This is a genomic window from Nocardia sp. SYP-A9097 (assembly GCF_009649815.1).
Taxonomy (GTDB): domain Bacteria; phylum Actinomycetota; class Actinomycetes; order Mycobacteriales; family Mycobacteriaceae; genus Nocardia.
The window spans coordinates 16,431-30,425 of sequence record NZ_WJIC01000052.1; the positions used below are offsets into that span (position 1 = coordinate 16,431).

Sequence of the window (13,995 nt, forward strand, 5' to 3'; positions counted from 1 at the left end):
ACTGCTGAAGATCTTGTGCGGGAGGCTGTTCGGCTGGTGGGCCGGGTGGCCTCCTGTTCGTTATGGGGTGGCCGGGGTGAGGTGCCAGCTGCCGTTGGTGGCGGTGAGTCCGAGGTTGATCAGTCGGCGGAGGTTGAGAGCGGCGGCGCGGTGGTGCAGGGCGAGGTCGTTGGCGATGACGCCTCGGTAGCGGACGCGGCGGTGGCCGTGGGTGACGAGCCAGGCGATGGCGCGTTCGACCGGTGGCTGCCAGCGGCGGTATTCGTCCTGCCAGGCGGTGTCGGTGGCGGCCTGGACGCGGGCGGCGGTCAATAGTTCGTGGTGGGGGTGGACGTTGATGGTCCGTCCGGTCTTGGCGGTCGTGCAGCGCTGCCGCAGTGGGCAATTGGCGCACACCTGTTTGAACTGGGCGGTGCGGTTGCCGTTCGTTTGGGGGCGGCCCAGTTTCGTGGTGTGCCCGGCCGGGCAGGTCACGGTGTCGGTACCGACCTCGAAGTCATCGATGGTGAAGCCGCCGGGGACCGCTCGCCGCAGCGGTGGTGGCTTGATCACCATGGTGTGGCCCTGGCCGGTCAGGTGTGCGCGCAACTCGCCGGTGCCGTAGGCGCAATCGCCGAGCACGGTCAGCTCCGGGCCTCCCACGGCGCCGGGGTTCTCGGCGGCCAGCAGATCCACGGCGACGGCGGCTTCGGAGTTGTCTGGTCCGTAGCCGCTGGTCACCGCTACGGCGGTGAACAGCCCGACTTCCGGTTCGAAGTCCACGTGGGCTTTGAAGCCGTCCTGGTGGCGGGTGCGGTTCTTGTGGATGTGGCGCGCCTCGGGATCCACCGTGGACACCATCCGGTCGGGGATGGTGCGCGGCGCGATGCGCCAGCGCCCGTCACGGCCGTCCGAGCCCGTGGCCGGTTCCACGTCCTGGCCCGCGACCAACGCCAGCAGGCCCACCGCGTCCGCGGCACGGGCGTCCAGGGGCTGTTCGGGCAGGCGGCCCAGCAGGTTGAGCGCGTCGGTGACCAGGGCATCGACCAGTTGCGCGCGGGCGGCCGCGTCGTTCCAGGCGATCTTCGGTTTCCCCGGATCGGTGTAGTCGTGGGCGGTGCACCAGGCGGCGGCGACCTCATCGGCGTCGGGTACCTCGCGGATCACCCGCCGGATCGCGGCCACGATCTGGGTGACGGTGTCATGGGTGGCCACCGCGTCGTCCAGGACGGTGGAGTCCAGCACCCGCCGGGTCTTACCGTCGAGCACACCGGTCGCGGCCACCACCTCACCGATCGTGGTGAAGATCCGGCGCGGGGCGGGCGAGCGGGCCAACCGACGCCGGAAATAGGTCAACAACGACGGATCGAAACCGGTGTCGTGCAACCCCAACCCGCACGCGGCCTTCCATCGCAGATCACACCGAAGTTGTTGCACCGCTTCGAAATCCGATACACCCTGCAAACTCTGCAGCACCACCACCGCGGCCAGTACCTGCGGCGGCAACGAGGGCCGCCCATTGGGCGAGGGGTACATGTCGGCGAAGAACTCCGCCGGGAACAACACCTCCCGGTGCTCGGCCAGGAACGCGAACACGCTCCCCACCGGGATCAACTCCCGGCAGATCCGCCACACGTCCGGCCCGACCAACTCCTGGGCCCGATCGCCTTGCATACCTACAAGCATGGCCCCGAACCCACCGGTTCGAGGCCAGAACACCCAAGATCTTCAGCAGTCTTCTAGGGCCAGCGGCAGGGCAGTGCACGATATTCGGCTAGTTGCGGATGCTCCACTGTCCCCAGATTGGTTCGGCCCGTTGATCTTCAGCTGGACTGTGCCGGCCGCCGCGAACCGACCCGTAAGCGGCATTATGGCGCGTTCGGAACCGGTGCCGGCGTCTGGTGGATTCTCAAGTGAGCGCGGAGTGAGCTCATCGGGAATCATCTGGACCATGACAGATCCGGCACCTGCGCAGACCCTTCTCCCGTGTGAGGTGACTTGATCAAGTCCGGTCGCCGATGCTTACTCGACATGGCCAGCACCCGGTCTCGTGGCCGCACCAGGATTCCTTCGAGGGCAGGGCCGCGTCCGCGGTGTCCGATTCAGTAACCGGTGTACTGACCGGTGACCTGTAGCTGGCGCAGCGCGCCGATAGCGTATTCGCGCCGGTTGCTCATCGACAGATCGTTGTCGTCGATTGCGATGTTCGATGGTTGGGGCAGATTCAGAGTGCGCCACTGGTCGGAGTCGATCAGCCGCCCGAAGAGCGTGGATTCGAACCGGCTGAGGTAGCGCTGCCGGTGGCCTCCGTTGCCTGAGGGATCCAGGCGGGTGCTGATGCTGACGAAGCGTGCTGCCACGTCGAGGATGTCGCAGACGCCGGAGTTCTGCAGCTCGCCGACCCGGGTGCGCAGGTCGCCCCACAGTTGGTCGTCGAGGTAGTGCGCGACGCCGAGCACACTGGCGTGCGGTGCCTGCTCATCGTTCGGTATGTCGGTCGTGAGATCTCGCACGCATAGCTCGAACACTTCGCGGCGAACCGCGGTGGTGGCCACAAGGACCGAGGCCACTGGTACCCCCGACACTGCGGTAGGGACCGCGAGCACATCGAGGGTCGTGGCCAGCCCGAATCGAGCGCGGTAGTCGTCGATCAACGCCGCGGCATCGGCGGGGCCGAGTTCGGTGATCGCGTGGGCGAGCAGCGCATGGATCACCGTGCCCCACCTGGTGAAATACAGGTCGGCGTGGTCGACCGGCACCGCTTCGGTCAACGCCGTCGCGGCCTGAGCAGCTTGGGCCGGTGGCGCGCCAGCGATGGCGTCGAGGTTGGCCAGCAGTTTGTCTCGCAGCAGGCGGCGACGGTTCTCGTCTGGCAGCCACTCGGTCAGCATCGTCGGCAGTCGGCCGGTGCGGGCGAGCTCGGCCAAGGCCGAGTGGGCCCGGTGGTCTTCGATGTCGTCGACGGGGACCCGGAACGCGAAATACCGGTCGAAGTAGCCACCGTTGTGGGCGCGCAACGAGGTGGCCCGCGCGCGTGGCGGCATCACCGTGTCCGGTCCTATCGGCAGTGCGGGGAAGACGGTGGCCAACAGCCGGTAGATGGTGCGTGCTTCCCGGTCCCCCACAGCGAAGCCCGTCACGTCCTCGATGCGCTGATACCAGTCCGAGCTCACGCCGCCGAGCCGTGCGGCAGTCTGCGGGGACCGGGTCAGCTCGCTGCGCCAGTGCGGCAGCATCGCATACAACGCGCGGTGTTCCAGCCGCAGGTAGGTCAGCACGAACGCGTCGAGCAGGTCGATCTCGCGCGATCCGACCAGTGTCAGCAGCACATCGACCTGGCTGCACAGTCGTTTGAGACTACGCAAAGTGACCGTGTCGGTCGGCAACGTGTCCAGCAGGATCTCGCACACCGTCGCAGCCTCCTGCGCGGTGTCGATGCCGGGCCGCGCCGCGCCGAGGTCGTGAATGTCCACCAGCTCGCGGATCTCGCGTTGCAGTTCGGCGCTCAGATGCTGGTGCTGGATCGGGGGCAGCACAAACGGATACTGGACGATCTTTTCCAGATACCGGCTGGCGCGCCGCGGATTGTGGCGGGCCAGATCGGTATCGACTAGGACGTCGAGCACCGTCTGCTCGTCGTAGGACAGCAGGTAGTGCACGCGGTCGAAGCGTCCCAGCAGCCGCACCGCTTTCATCACCGCCAGCAGCTCGTCGGCGTGCAGCCGGTCCACGTCATCGACGACGACCAGCACGTTCCGGCCCGCCGCCGAGATCGCCTGTGACGCCGCCTCGAAGCGCTGCGAAAACGGGTCGGTGACCGGCGCGGGCAGGTGGCCGGCCTGCTCGGCGAGCTTGTCGCTACCCGCCGTGAGGATCTTCGCGGTCGCGCCGTCACCGAAGTGCCTGTCGAACAATGCCGCCACGCCTGCCTTGCCCACCGCGACCGCCACCGGGACGGCGGCCCTCAGTGCCTTGCGGGCGTGATGGCCGGCTTCGGTGTCGGGCATGGCCGAGGCGACCGCGGCGTAGAACTCCTCGGTCAACTCCGCCACGCTCGACGCCGACCATGGGGTGAACGACACCACCGACCACTGGTCGCCGTGCTCGGTGGACAGCACCTCGCTGATCATGTTGAGTACCGACGACTTGCCGCTGCCCCAAGGCCCCGCCAACCCGAACACGACACTGCGGTCCGCGCCGGCCCTGCTGATGCGCTCAGCGATCCGGCGCACGAACGGGGCCCGCTGCAGCCGATCCTCGGCGATCGACACGATTTCGGCATCGGTGTTGAGATGTTCCCCGCTCACCCCATAGATCATGCCAGTCCCGTCACCAATAGCGTTGATCCGCAACCGCGTTGGCGTCGGCAAGCCGAATGCGGCGCCCGGGCGCTGCGGTCTATTTGTGGAAGACTGCGGCGACCAGCACGGAGATCGACCCGTGCCTTCGACCGTAAGGCCGCGTCGCTGTGACTATTCCCCTTCACTTCCGCATCAGACGCAGCCTCGCCCCGCCCCGCCACTACTCGGGCTGGCTGTATGTGATCTCCAGCGAATGCTCCTCCAGGCTGCGGAGCGTCAGTTGGTCGCCTCGGACCTGGTTGAGCAGGAAGAGCTCCCTTGTGTGGCATTTGTCGCACATACTGACGACTGCAAACGGCCACAGGTCGACCGGAGCACCGTATGGAGCACTGTCCACGTAGATGCGGTCGGGACGCATCGGCCGAGTGCTCGACCGATCGAACGGCTCCCAGTTCGGATGGCTGCCTCTCAGTCGAAACCCGACGATCCGATACTGGCCGTCGTCGAGGTACTCGCACCGTTCCACCCAATCCCAGTGGGTTCCGGAGAGCCATCTAACCGCACTGATTGCCCCCACGATGTGTGGTTCCAGCCGTTCGACGTCTTCCGCCAGTTGGTGGCTGGCGCGGACGCCATGCGCGTGGTGAGAGGTGTTCCTGAAGTCCTTGATGTGGCCCAGGAGGGCGCGTGCGTTGCCCCGGTCGCGCAGGGTGGCGAGCTGTTGGATGCGAGGCGTGATTCCCTCAGCCTCGAGCCGGTCGAGGAACCAGAGCCAAGTACCGAAGGCGGCCTGGGGCCGGAACTGCTTGCGCAGGTTCGGGGAGAATCCGCTCGACTCGGCGAGTTCGGTGAGCGCCAGCACGCCCAGCACACGGGCCAGACCTTCTCCTAGCTTGAGCAGTCCGTCTTTCTGCTCCGCTGGGTGCGTGCTGATTCGGTACCGACGGGACAGTGCGGCCGCGTGGTACGGAAAGCTCCACTCGGCGCGCGAGATGAGGTCGTCCAAGGGCCGCACGAGTTCACCGATCAGGCCCGCCTCATGGGCGGCGAGCCGGATCTCGTTCCGAACCCCCAGGACGTCCCGCTCGCCACTGCTGAAGACGTTGGGCAGGATTTCCGACATCGTATTCCGCAGTGCGCGCCGACCTTCTTGTACGGTTTCCAGGAGGCTCTCCACCTCGTTGTCGGTCACTAGGTCGAGAGGGATGTGTGTATCCAGCAGGTCGCGAGTGCTGGGGTATTGACCGTTGTCCTTGCGGGAGTTCAACCACTCGCATAGCGCCTGGCCACCGCCGTGCAGCGGCTGGAGTACAAACAGCGAGGTGGCCGCTTCGCCGAAGCCATTCGGGAGCAGACGCCAGTTCCCCGGCCGCCCGACGAGCATGCCGCCCGAGCAGAGGGTAAATGGCCCACCGTCCTCTGGCGCATCGGGCAGGTCAGCGGCAGAGTCGGCCTCGTGAAGGTCTTGGGCGCGCAGATGCCTGGGTCGATCGGTGCCCTCCTCCTGATCCTCGCCTCTCTGCGGCAGGTGGACCCGAGTGGTCTCCAATCGGGCGAGGTTGCGCAGCAGTTCAAATTCGCCGTCGAGTTCCGGTCGATAGAAGAGCGAAGGTGGGATCTCGCAACCCACCCGTGTCCTGCTGTCATCGATCCAGGCATCCGGAGCACTCGGGTGCACTTCGGTCCGGAGATGGTCGCTCGGATCCACATGAAGCGGCAGATTAACCAACACACGCAGCTCGGGATCCGGCTCGTAAGCATCCCCCGTCCGCTGCGGCTCCCCGGCGCCATCGCGCACACCTACGGCCTTGCGGACCGCCGCCTCGAAGACCTGCCCCCGCGGCCAGCTCACGCCAGCCGAGGTGGCTTCCCGGCGCAGTGCCGTGATGGCTTCCTGGCACCTCGTCCACGTCGAGCCGATCAACGGACGCAGGGCGGCCACCAGAACGGCAGGATCACCGGTCTTCTTTATCGCACGCGATTCGGCGAGGCGAGTCAGGGCCTCCTCGGACAGCTCGTACCGGAGCCGCAGCGGTTGATCGACCGTGACGCGCTGGTACATCAATTCGTGGGTGGAGACGATGCGGACCCGGTCGTCCGGCCGCTGGGCAGGGTCGGCGGACAGGGTGTCCAGGTAGAGCCCGGTGATCTCGGCAATCTGGTCCGAGGTGATGTAGTTGCGCTTCGAGCCGATGGAGCGGCGCATCCGCTGGTACTGATCCTGCGCGTTCAGTAGCAGCACCTCACGCCTGCGCTGTACCGGCTTGCGGTTGCTGAGGACCCACAGGTAGGTGCTGATGCCAGTGTTGTGGAAGAGCCGGTCGGGCAACGCGACCAAGGCCTCAAGCCAGTCGTTCTCCAAGATCCACCGCCGGATCTCTGATTCGCCGGACCCCGCGGCGCCGGCGTACATCGGGGAGGCGTTGAAGATGACCGCGATCCGGCTGCCGCCCTCACCCGAGGCGCTCACTGGCTTCATCTTCGCCAGCATGTGCTGTAGGAAGAGCAGCGAGCTGTCGTTGATCCGGGGAAGACCGGCCCCGAAACGGCCCGCGAAGCTGAGCTGCTGGTGCTCCCACCGGACTGTGGACTCGATCTTCTTCCAGTCACTGCCGAACGGCGGATTGGCGAGGAGGTAGTCGAAGGCGATTCCTTGGTGCCCATCTTCAGCGAGGACGTTCCCAAAGGCGATCGTCGAGGCCAGGCGGCCGCTGATCATCATGCTGGCACTGGAAATCGCCCATGCCTCCCGGTTGATCTCCTGGCCGTACAGCATGATGTCCGCCCCCGGGTTCATCAACGTGATGAACGAGGCCGCCTCGGTCAGCAGGCCGGCCGTTCCACAGGCCGGGTCCAGGATGGTGCGAACGGCGTGTGGCGAGGCCAGCAGGTCCGAGTCGGCGGAGATGAGGAACCCGGCCATCAGATGGGCGACGTCCCGGGGGGTGTAATGCTCCCCGCTCGTCTCGTTGCTGCTCTCCGCGAACCGTCGGACTAGCTCCTCGAAAAGGTTCTCCATGTGGTCGCCGGTGATCATCTGCCCCAGCTCGATCGAGGCGAACTGCCTGACTACGGGGTAGAGGAGCTTTGCCTGATGCAGGCGGACAACGGTCCGCTCAAACTCGAAGCCGTCCAGCACTTCCCTGACGTTGCGGGAGTACCCGCGAACATGATCCAAGAGCACCTGGTCGGCGTTCGACGGTTCATTGAGCACACTCTGGAACGAGTACCGGCTCAGATTGTAAAAGGGCCAACCCGAGACCGCCATAAGGCGCTGCTCCTGCTCCTGTTCATTGTCGGTGCGCTCAGCCTCGTCGAGCACCGCTTGCCGACTCGGCGCCAGCAGGGAGTCGAGCCGACGCAATACCGTGAACGGCAGGATCACCCGTCCGTACTCGGAAGACTTGAAGTCGCCGCGCAGCAGGTCAGCCACGGACCACACGAAACTGGACAGGTGTCCTATATTGTCACTCACATTCCCCCACAGCCGGTCCTCAGCGATCCGAGATCTTACTGCCGTCCACATCGAACGGTAGATGCACAGCCCGGATCTCGCTGCATTCGGCATGAGCGCGCACTTGAGATGTCATGTGGCTGAGGCCATGTAGGCGGCCAGGATGTAGTTCGGATGCCGGTCGAGGTTGGTGCGGGCACGGTCGTAGCGCATCGTGGTGCGCGGGTCGGCATGGCGGGCAGCGATCTGGACATCGCGCAGGTCCACGCCGGCGTCGAGCATGGTGGTGACGAAGGTGTGGCGCAGCATGTGCGGGTGCAGTTTCGGTAGCCGCACCACCGATACCTCGGCCAGGCGCCGCAAGCGGCGGGTCGCGCAGTGACGGTCCATGCGCCGGCCGCGCAGGTTCAGCAGGATCGGGCCACGGACCCGGTCGGCGACGGCGCGGTCGATCGCTCGGCCGACCGCGGGCGGCAGCGGCACGAGCGCGATCTTCGACCCCTTGCCGACCGTGCGCAGTACACGGTGGCCGTGCTCCTCCCCGAGATCGCCTATATCGCAGCGGCATGCCTCACTAATCCGTAATCCGAGCAGCCCGAGCATGGCCACGAGCGCGAAGTCTGGTGGATTGTCCGAGTCGCGGGCCGCGCACAGCAGCGCCTCGAACTGCAGATGCGAAAGTCCCAGCGTCGGTGACTCGTTCGACACCCGCGGTCGGCGCACGTACTCCGCCGGGGACCGGTCCAGGACGCCATCGATGACGCAGGTGCGGTAGAACCCGGCGACCACGGCCAGCCGGCGGGCGACGGTGGCGGGTTTGAAGCGGCGGACTTCCTGCATCCATCGCATGTACCGCTCGACCTCGGTTCTCGCCACCGTGAGCGGAGTGAGCTGGTGGTCGGTGCACCAGTAGAAGTACAGGCGCAGATCGGATTTCGTGTGGATTCTCGACACCGCGGAGAAGCGGGCGAGGTAAGCCAGGGCGGCCAGCCGGAGCACGAGGTCGTCACCGGCGAAGGTGACATCGAGGTCGGGAGAGGTAGCCATCCCTCACGATGCCGCGGTCTCAGCGAACCGCCAGAGCAGAACGCGCGGGACGCGGCATTACCGGACGTTCGGATACGGACGGCGCATGAGCGGGGCGACCGCAGTCTGACCGCTGCCAGGTGTTGGTTGTTGGCGGCCGATCGAGGGTTCCGCAATGCCGCCGGCGGGGCCGTCCAGCCGCTGAGCGCTCAGTGCTTGGACGTCCCCGCCCCACCCCTGGTCAGCCCTGATCCTGGCTCCCCCGCAACATCTCCGCCTCCCATTCCGGGTCCCGCCCGCCCATCATGCTTTCATCCAGCATCGTCGGCGTGCTGTCCTGCATCATCTGATTGAGCAACGCGTTGGCCTCCGCGGGAGTGTGCTGCGTGAAATGGAACTCGTTATCTCTGCTGGGAGTCGTCGACCAGTTGACTCCACCTGTTCCCGCGCTGCTCAAGCCGTCGCCGTCAGACTCTAGTGAGGGCACCTGGCGGATCGTGGACTCCTGCCCGCCGACTATGACGAAGAGGTGCGTCTTGCGGTCGCGATCCATCGCAGGACAAGTCACGGTGATCTGGGTATCGCTGTTCACCGTGAACTGCGCGGGGTACTTGCGGAAGTTCACGTCCTCGAAGAAGACCTCGGTGGCCCCTGTGAAACCGGACCCGGACACGACTACCTGTTCGCCGCCGGTGTATTTGGCCCTATTGGGGCTGATGCTGGTGACTCGAGTCATCGACCTGTACCTCCTCGTATCGGGCAGCTCCGGTTCAGCACAACTAAACGTGTGCAGCCGCGCGGAGATGCTGCTCTTTCCGAAAACATCGAAGGGGCAGGCGCCGGGCGTTCGGCGACTGCGCTAGCTGGTGACGCTACATCTGCCGAACCACCCAAGATGCTCTCTGGCACAGAGGATCTGGGCGCGATCAACTATCCAAGGTTCGCACAGAACAACATCACTCCGCAGGCGATTGCGGTGGCTCGTGATCCGTGCCGCTACGGCCGCCGCACCGGCATGTTTCTCTTCTGTTTGCCCAGAGCAGCGTATGAGCGGCTGACCGGGCCGTGATTCACCCGCTACGGGCGAATCCCATCGCAGCTTCATCCCGGGTCCGCAGCGCGGCGACGCCTGATAGGCGGACCGATCGAACAGTCGCTGTCTGACGAGTGGGTGGCCGCTGTAGGTGTCGAGAAACGCGTGGGAAGCCGTGTGTGTTCGGGCAATTTGCATTGACCGATTTCGGACGGATACCGCCCGTGGCGACACGCGGCAATCGGCATTATCGTGCACTGCCAGCGGCTGAACGGCGCTCTGCCCGTTGATCTTCCGTGGGCCCGCGCCAGACAGTTCAGATCGCGCGGCATGCGGCAAGACAGTACGTTCGCTCGGCTGCCCCAGTCGAGCGCGCCCTCACGTGGGAATCGCCATGCGGAAGTTCAGGTGGGCGGCTCCGATTCGCCGGCATTGCTCGCCGAGCTCGGGGTATCGGCACCCATGACTGGGAGGGTAGCGAGGGACGAAGGGCGGCTAGGTCAGGAGCCGGGTGGCTTGTAGCGCGATGTAGAGTTCTGCGGCCTGGGCTGGGTCGTTGACGTCACGGCCGGTGAGATCGCGGACCTTGTGCAATCGGTACAGGATGGTGTTGCGGTGGTAGTGCAGTTGCTCGGCGACCGCGGCATTGGAGCCTTTACAAGCGAACCATGTTTCGAGGGTGGTGAGCAGCTCCTGTTGCTCACCCTCGGGCAGTCGTAATAACGGTCCTAGAATTTGTGCTGCCGCACTACGGGTCGCATTGGGCATCCGTACCAATAGCTGCGCCAAAGGGAGGGTGTCGTAGCGGATGACGGCCGTCGTGCCTTCGGGCTCGCATATGCGGGACAGTCGGGCCTCGCCCAGCGCCGCGGCGATCATGTCGGGGCGGGTGATGGTCCTGCTCACCCCGATTCTGGTGCCGATGGCGCGGCCCAGGGCGGGCAGCGCGTGGTCGATCGCGGTGGCCGAAGGGGCGCACAGGAGTCCGACCCGTGCGTCGGACTGGGTGTCCCAGATCGACGTGACACCGAGCTGAGTCAGCCTGGCTTTGGCATTGCTCGATTCGGCCGGGCGCACAGCGCCGACGTCCGCCGACAGGACGGCGAAACTGCCTTGCTCCGGCAATCCGAGGGCGCGCAGGGCGTCGAGGATGCGCGCTGGGTTTTCGGTGTGGTCGTCGAACAGCGTCTGGAAAAGCCGCGTCCTCGATTCGGTGTCCGCCTGCGTCAACAGCGTTTCGGTTTCCCGGTAGGCGTCGGCGGAGGCGTCGGAATATAGATCGACGATCTCCCACAGCTGGGCGGACAGCTCAAGCATTTCGTGATCGGCGACGCCGTCCGAACGTTTTGTCAGCTGCTCCCACATCAACCGCCCGCACAGTCGGTACGCGTGCAGCACGGCCGTGATCGGGACCCCTCGCTCGGCTTTGAGTCGCCCGGCCGCGCGCGCTGAATCCAGTTGGATCGGAGCGATTCCCGCGAGGACGCGAAGTGCCGAGGTGAGGTTGTCCAGGCAGCTGTCGCGCAACTCGTCGTGCGTGAGCATCTGGGATCCGTCGTAGGAACGCTCGGCGTCCAGGACCCGTGCCACGAGCTGATCGGCGAGCTTTTCGACCGAATTCAAGAGCTCCGCCGCGAGCTGACCAGGGGTGACGGCAGCGGTGCGCGACGGGGTGGTCATGATTCGAGCCTACGCGGAGGCGGCGTTCCGCGCCGCCGGTCTTTTGTGCGGCCGCACAAAAGACGTGTCTTGTATCCGCAGCGGCTGCCTATCGCGAAACGCGGGCCGGGGGCGCAGAATTAAAAGTACACAGCAGCAGTACGAATGGAATTCATATTTCGAGTTCTGATAGCGAGAATGTGATTTCTATCGCGGAATTCGAGAATTCATTGCTCACCGCAGCTGTTATCGCGGCTATTCGGTAGCTGTATTGGTTTCATATCAACTGACAAAGGAGACATATCATGTCCGAGCCCATCACACGGGATGTCGTCATCAACGGCCCGAAGGAGCAGGTCTTCGATGTGATCACGCAGGCACGTTTCTGGCCGGCGTGGCACGTGCTGACCCGGGCCGTGACCGGCACCATCGAGCGCCCTTTCCTGCCGGGTGACGTCTTCACCGAATTCATCCGCACCCCCGAAGGAACTCGCGAAGTGCCGTGGGTGGTGTTGGAGCGCAATCGTCCCGACAACGTCACGATCAAGGTGACGAAGGACGAGACCACCATCAAGTACACCTTCGAAGAGGTTCCGGGTGGCACACTGTTCCGCCGCACGCTGACCCTGGACCCGACCCTCGAGGGCATCACCGCTCCCGAGACCGAAGAGCAGTCGGTGGCCCAACTGAAGGCGCTTGTCGAAACCGTCCTCGGCAACGAGAAGAAGGACCCGACCTTCCCCTGATCCGGTAGTGGCCCGCAGTTCGCATGGCCGCCCTCTGATCCGAAGCGATGAGAAGCGAGCCGACGGGGTCACCCGCCGGCCGCTTCGCTCTGTTGGCTGAACAGTGTTCCGGGACTCCACTGTTGAATCCGAGTCCGCGACCTAACGACATCCGACTGTTCAGTGCGTTCGGCTGGCACCAGATGCCAGCTGCCCGTTGATCTTCTGAGGTCCCGCGCTGGCCGTTCCGAACAGCGCGACATGCGGCATTTCCGGACGCTCGCTCGGGCGGGAGGCGACAGCGGCACGTTTATCGACACCGCTTCGGTGGACCTGGCCTGGCGGTTCCACTCCTGAGCGGATGTCCAAGAACCGATCAATTCTTAACATCGACGCGCCCGCGGTGAGCAGTTGCACTGCCACCGCAGCCACGCTCGGTAGTCGTTCAGGGATCGCCACAGGAAACGCTCAAACGGTTGCCATTCCGTGATTCCAGCACGCTCGGGCATATGCGATTGCCGTCCGAAATTCCCCTGCGGGGCGTACGGTCGAAGAGTTCGTCGATCACCCTGGACGTCAGCAGTGGTTCGTCCAAATCTGTAGTGGCACAACATTTATCGTCCGCACATTGCCCCAAGAGAGCAGGTGTAGCGCATGGCCACCGAAAGTACCCAGACAGAGGCTGCAGAGTCCACAAACGGGAAGGGCGAAGCCCGTATCGAGGAGCTGATCCGACAGGGCGTTCCGCGAGAAGAGATCGATCCGGTTTACGCGGTCAGTGACGTGGAGGCACAGCAGATTGCGGCCGAGGAGTTGGCGCAGGCGCGGCGTCTGGAGGACGAGCTGATCGCCGAGCTGCCGCCGGCGGATCAGGAGGAGTTCCGGCAGGTCCAGCGCGAGTTGGCCGCTCTGGGGTATGAAGTCCACGCGGTGGCGAAGTGGTGGGGGTTCGAGATCCATCTCAACGCCGAAGCCGCCAAGCTGGCCGCCGACATCACCGAGTACATCGGCAAGATGGTGGCATTGATCCCGGCAGTGGCACCTTTCAAGCCTTTGATCAAGTTGTACTGCAAGCTCAAGGCCGCGTGGATCAAGGCGGTCGGGGAGAGTTACGGCTGCAAGCTGGTCTCGCCGTGGATCGCCCCCGGCATGCTGATCCCGATCTCCCTGGCACCGAGGGCCGACACCAGCTTGTGGTGGACGGTGTTCGAGGAGGGCCAGGGGTGGAGTGAGGACACGCGGTTCCCGGCCCATGCCAGCGAGTCCAATCCGGCGCTGGCCGAATTGGGGGGTGAACTGTACTGCGTCCATCGCGGCGGTGGTTCGGATGTGAACCTGTGGCAGGCCGTCTACAACCCCGACACAGGGTGGGGCACCGACACCCCTTTCACACGCCACGCCAGCGATCAAGGTCCCGCGTTGGCGGCATTCAACAACGGGCTCTACCTTCTCCACAAAGGCAACGCCGGTGATGTGAACCTGTGGATGACGAGAAGACCGGGCCCCAACGCCGCCTGGACGCCGGACGAGCGGTTGCCCAGGAACGCCACCAGTGTGGGTCCGGCGCTCGCGGTCTTCGGCGACCGGTTGTACTGCGTTCACCGCGGATCGGGCAACGACGCCAACCTGTGGTGGACCTCCATCGACCGCAACAGTGGCGCCTGGCCCGGCGACACGGCAATCCCAGGAGTTGAGGTTCCCCCCGAATGGTGGACAGGGGAGTTACGAGTTTCAGGCGGCAGTCGCTCGAAGTGAGCGTTCGAAGGTGTCGGGACTTTGCATCCCGATCGCTGAGTGCCGCCGGACAGTGTTGTAGAA

General features: G+C 65.1%; 9 protein-coding genes. 3 read left to right on the top strand and 6 right to left on the bottom strand.

Translation table 11 applies throughout. The features are described 5' to 3' along the window. Positions 1 to 60: 60 nt before the first annotated feature. The 5 genes from GFY24_RS39600 to GFY24_RS39620 form a co-directional block, all read right to left on the bottom strand. Positions 61 to 1,653 carry an IS1182 family transposase gene (locus GFY24_RS39600; RefSeq protein WP_153810257.1) on the bottom strand — a complete coding sequence of 531 codons (1,593 nt, stop codon included), beginning with the start codon at positions 1,651 to 1,653 and terminating at the stop codon, positions 61 to 63. Between the two features lie 428 nt (positions 1,654 to 2,081). Beyond that, complete coding sequence (locus GFY24_RS39605; RefSeq protein WP_194853206.1) at positions 2,082 to 4,286, bottom strand: P-loop NTPase fold protein; 2,205 nt, start codon at positions 4,284 to 4,286, stop codon at positions 2,082 to 2,084. A 214-nt stretch (positions 4,287 to 4,500) separates the two neighbouring features. Beyond that, the gene (locus tag GFY24_RS39610; protein ID WP_309231896.1) at positions 4,501 to 7,848 is read right to left on the bottom strand and encodes a class I SAM-dependent DNA methyltransferase; all 3,348 of its coding nucleotides are present in this window, start codon (positions 7,846 to 7,848) and stop codon (positions 4,501 to 4,503) included. Positions 7,849 to 7,866: 18 nt separating this feature from the next. After that, on the bottom strand, positions 7,867 to 8,781 hold the full coding sequence (locus GFY24_RS39615) for a tyrosine-type recombinase/integrase (protein ID WP_153810259.1): 915 nt from the start codon (positions 8,779 to 8,781) through the stop codon (positions 7,867 to 7,869). Between the two features lie 220 nt (positions 8,782 to 9,001). After that, positions 9,002 to 9,496: an IPT/TIG domain-containing protein gene (locus tag GFY24_RS39620; protein ID WP_153810260.1), complete on the bottom strand. Its 495-nt coding sequence runs from the start codon at positions 9,494 to 9,496 to the stop codon at positions 9,002 to 9,004. Positions 9,497 to 9,655: 159 nt separating this feature from the next. Between GFY24_RS39620 and GFY24_RS39625 the strand changes: the two genes are divergently transcribed. Then, positions 9,656 to 9,829, top strand: a complete 174-nt coding sequence (locus GFY24_RS39625) for a hypothetical protein (protein ID WP_153810261.1) — start codon at positions 9,656 to 9,658, stop codon at positions 9,827 to 9,829. Positions 9,830 to 10,288: 459 nt separating this feature from the next. On the opposite strand, the gene GFY24_RS39630 is transcribed toward GFY24_RS39625, so the two are convergent. Further along, the gene (locus GFY24_RS39630) at positions 10,289 to 11,473 is read right to left on the bottom strand and encodes a CdaR family transcriptional regulator (protein ID WP_153810262.1); all 1,185 of its coding nucleotides are present in this window, start codon (positions 11,471 to 11,473) and stop codon (positions 10,289 to 10,291) included. Between the two features lie 284 nt (positions 11,474 to 11,757). Between GFY24_RS39630 and GFY24_RS39635 the strand changes: the two genes are divergently transcribed. Beyond that, positions 11,758 to 12,198 (top strand): SRPBCC family protein, encoded by a 441-nt coding sequence (locus GFY24_RS39635; RefSeq protein WP_153810263.1) that lies wholly within the window; start codon positions 11,758 to 11,760, stop codon positions 12,196 to 12,198. A 633-nt stretch (positions 12,199 to 12,831) separates the two neighbouring features. Continuing rightward, positions 12,832 to 13,932 (top strand): hypothetical protein, encoded by a 1,101-nt coding sequence (locus GFY24_RS39640; RefSeq protein ID WP_153810264.1) that lies wholly within the window; start codon positions 12,832 to 12,834, stop codon positions 13,930 to 13,932. The last annotated feature ends 63 nt before the right edge of the window (positions 13,933 to 13,995 follow it).